3 protein-coding genes are annotated in these 3361 nt (G+C 58.8%); all 3 read left to right on the top strand.

Features of this window, described 5'->3' with window-relative positions; genetic code table 11:
• A partial coding sequence (locus GPS82_RS13540) for an oligopeptide/dipeptide ABC transporter ATP-binding protein (protein ID WP_363717629.1) occupies positions 1–437 on the top strand: 437 nt, incomplete at its 5' end.
• A complete protein-coding gene (locus GPS82_RS13535) occupies positions 434–1447 on the top strand; it encodes a peptide ABC transporter ATP-binding protein (RefSeq protein WP_296495598.1) in 1014 nt (337 codons plus the stop codon). The genes GPS82_RS13540 and GPS82_RS13535, both read left to right, overlap by 4 nt.
• Before the next feature lie 43 nt (positions 1448–1490).
• On the top strand, positions 1491–3116 hold the full coding sequence (locus tag GPS82_RS13530; RefSeq protein ID WP_296495596.1) for an ABC transporter substrate-binding protein: 1626 nt from the start codon (positions 1491–1493) through the stop codon (positions 3114–3116).
• The last annotated feature ends 245 nt before the right edge of the window (positions 3117–3361 follow it).

The following is a 3361-nucleotide window of genomic DNA, read 5'->3' as shown; positions in this document are numbered from 1 at the left end:
AACCCACCACCGCGCTCGACGTGACCATTCAGGCGCAGATTCTCGACCTGTTGCGCACCCTGCAGAAAGACCTCAACATGGCGCTGGTGCTGATCACGCACAACATGGGCGTGGTGTCGGAGATGGCGCAGCGCGTGGCGGTGATGTACGCCGGGCAGATCATGGAAACCCGCAGCGCGCTTGACCTTTTTGAGTCGCCGCAGCACCCCTACACCGAGGCGCTGCTGGCCGCCATGCCCGAGCGCAGTGACGGCGCCAGCCGCTTGGCAACCATCCCCGGCATGGTGCCCGGACTGTACGACCGCCCCACCGGATGCCTGTTTGCGCCGCGCTGCCTCTACGCCAACAACCACTGTCGCGCCGAGCGGCCCGCGCTGCGCGAGTGGCAAAGCGGCTGGGTGCGCTGCCATTACCCATTGCAAGAGGTGGTCACATGAACCAGTCCACCTTGGCTACTGGAACAGACTCGGCACCCGTGGTGGTGGCGCGCGACCTGAAGCAGGTTTACAAGATCAGCCGTGGTTTCATGCATCCGGCCGACCATCTGCAAGCGGTCAGCGGCGTGTCGTTCACCGTGCAGCCCGGCAAGACGCTGGCGGTGGTGGGTGAATCCGGTTGTGGCAAATCCACCCTGGCACGCATGGTGTCACTGATCGAAACCCCCACCGCGGGCGAACTTTCATTGGGTGGTGTCGACGTGATGAAAGCCAGCGCCGCCGAGCGCCACGCCTTGCGGCGCACGGTGCAACTGGTGTTTCAAAACCCGTTCGGCTCGCTCAATCCGCGCAAGAAAATTGGCGCCATTCTTGAATCGCCACTGGAGATCAATACCAACCTGGACGCCAAAACGCGTGCCGAGCAGGCCCGCGCCATGCTGGCGCTGGTGGGGTTGCGCCCAGAGCACTACGACCGCTACCCACACATGTTTTCGGGCGGCCAGCGCCAGCGCATCGCCATTGCCCGCGCGCTGATGCTCAAGCCGGCCCTGATCGTGGCCGACGAGCCGGTGTCGGCGCTGGATGTGTCGATCCAAGCCCAGGTGCTCAACCTGCTGGCTGATCTGCAGCAGGAACTCAGGCTGGCCTACCTGTTCATATCGCACGACCTCGGCGTGGTGCGCCATATTGCCCACGACGTGCTGGTCATGTACCTCGGCCATGCTGTGGAGCAGGGTGAGAAGAAAACCATATTTGCGCAGCCTTTGCACCCCTACACACAGGCGCTGCTGGCTTCAACCCCTGGCATCGTCGGCACTGGCGCCGCCAAGAAGCGCATCGTGCTCACGGGTGAACTGCCTTCGCCACTGAATCCGCCGAGCGGCTGCGTTTTTTCAACCCGCTGCCCACACGTGACGGCACAGTGCCACAATGAGCGCCCGGCGTTGCGCGAACTGGCAGGCAGGCAAGTGGCTTGTCACTTGGCAGAACAATTTATCCAACCCGCTTAATCAACCCGCTGCCCGGCAGCATTTACCTGTAGGAGTCCACAAGATGACGGCTATCAAATCAAACCACAAGTTCGCGCTCAAGCGCACCGCGCTGTGCGCGCTGGCGCTGCCTGCTCTGCTGGCCGTGGGGCAGGTCGGCGCCAAGACCCTGGTGTATTGCTCTGAAGGCAGTCCTGAAAATTTTGCGCCCAGCGTCAACACCACCGGCACCTCGTTCGACGCCACCGAGCAAATTTATGACAACCTGGTTGATTTCGAACGTGGCGGCACCAAGGTGGTGCCTGGCTTGGCTGAAAGCTGGACCGTGTCCAAGGATGGCCTTGAATACGTGTTCAAGCTGCGCAAAGGCGTGAAATGGCAGTCCAACAAGAACTTCAAACCATCGCGCGACATGAACGCCGACGATATCTTGTTCATGTTCGAACGCCAGTGGAAAGAGAATGACCCTTATTTCAAGGTCACCAGTTCCAACCATGCCTACTTTGGCGACATGGGCATGCCCAAGCTGCTGAAATCCGTGGACAAAGTCGATGACTACACGGTCAAGATCGTGCTCAACGCGCCCGAAGCGCCTTTCCTGTCGAACCTCGCCATGCAATACGCCGGTGTTCAGTCCAAGGAATATGCGATTGCCATGTTGAAGGCTGGCACGCCCGAGAAAATCGACCAGGAACCGGTTGGAACCGGCCCTTTCATGCTGGTGCAGTACCAAAAGGACGCCCTCATCCGCTACAAGGCCAATCCCCAATACTGGGCTGGCAAGGCCAAGATCGATGACCTGATCTTCTCCATCACGCCCGATGCTTCGGTGCGCTGGGCCAAGCTGCAAAAGGGTGAATGCCATGTCATGCCCTACCCCAACCCGGCCGACCTGCCCGCCATCCGCAAAGACCCCAATGTGGTGGTGATGGAGCAACCAGGCTTGAATGTTGGCTATCTGGCTTACAACACCACCAAGAAACCGTTTGACGACGTGCGCGTGCGCAAAGCGGTCAATATGGCCATCAACAAACAAGCCATTGTGGATGCGGTCTACCTGGGCACCGGTGTGCCCGCCATCAACCCGATTCCGCCCACCCAGTGGTCCTACAACAAGTCCATCAAGGACGATGCTTTCAACCCCGAAGAAGCCAAAAAACTTCTGGCTGCAGCGGGCCTGAAGGACGGTTTCACCACCGACCTGTGGGCCATGCCGGTGCAACGGCCGTACAACCCAAATGCCAAGCGGATTGCTGAACTGATGCAGGCCGATCTGGCCAAGGTTGGCATCAAGGCCGAGATCAAGAGTTTTGAATGGGGCGAGTACCGCAAGCGCATGCAGGCCGGTGAACACCAGATGGGCATGTTGGGCTGGACCGGTGACAACGGTGACCCGGACAACTTCCTCAACACACTGCTGGGATGCAGTTCGGCCAAGCAGAACGGTTCCAACGTTGCCAAATTCTGCTACCAGCCTTTTGAAGACCTGATCCTTAAAGCCAAGGTGGTTTCCAATCCGGCTGAGCGCGCCAAGCTCTACGAGCAAGCCCAGGTCATCTTCAAGCAACAGGCGCCCTGGTTCACCATTGCCCACGCCGTGCAGATCAAACCCGTGCGCAAGGAAGTCATCGGTTTCAAACTGAGCCCGTTCGGCCGCCACAGCTTCTATGGTGTAGACATGGCCAAGTAACTCGACCTGGTCATCCAGAAAAAGCCAGCGCAAGCTGGCTTTTTTTTGAATTCGAAACACTTGGACCGATTGAATTCTGCTTCACCGGCGAGGCTTTCAGCCGTCTGAAAACGGCCTTCACTGGATACCGAACTGCCAGAATCTCCAGCCAGCAGAGACATCAGGGGTTTTCCCCTAATCCTTTGATCTTTGTCAAAGAACATTGCCGTGAACCTCATCAAAATACACATCACTACATTCGCATA

Origin of the sequence: Rhodoferax sp. (genome assembly GCF_011391645.1) — a bacterium.
In the GTDB taxonomy this organism is placed as follows: Bacteria; Pseudomonadota; Gammaproteobacteria; order Burkholderiales; family Burkholderiaceae_C; genus Rhodoferax.
The sequence above is the reverse complement of the archived record's forward strand: the minus strand, read 5'-3'. Positions and strand labels throughout refer to the sequence as shown.

Coding starts and splice junctions, on each gene's coding strand:
- GPS82_RS13535 (WP_296495598.1), top strand. CDS start 434: ATGAACCAGTCCACCTTGGCTACTGGAACAGACTCGGCACCCGTGGTG.
- GPS82_RS13530 (WP_296495596.1), top strand. CDS start 1,491: ATGACGGCTATCAAATCAAACCACAAGTTCGCGCTCAAGCGCACCGCG.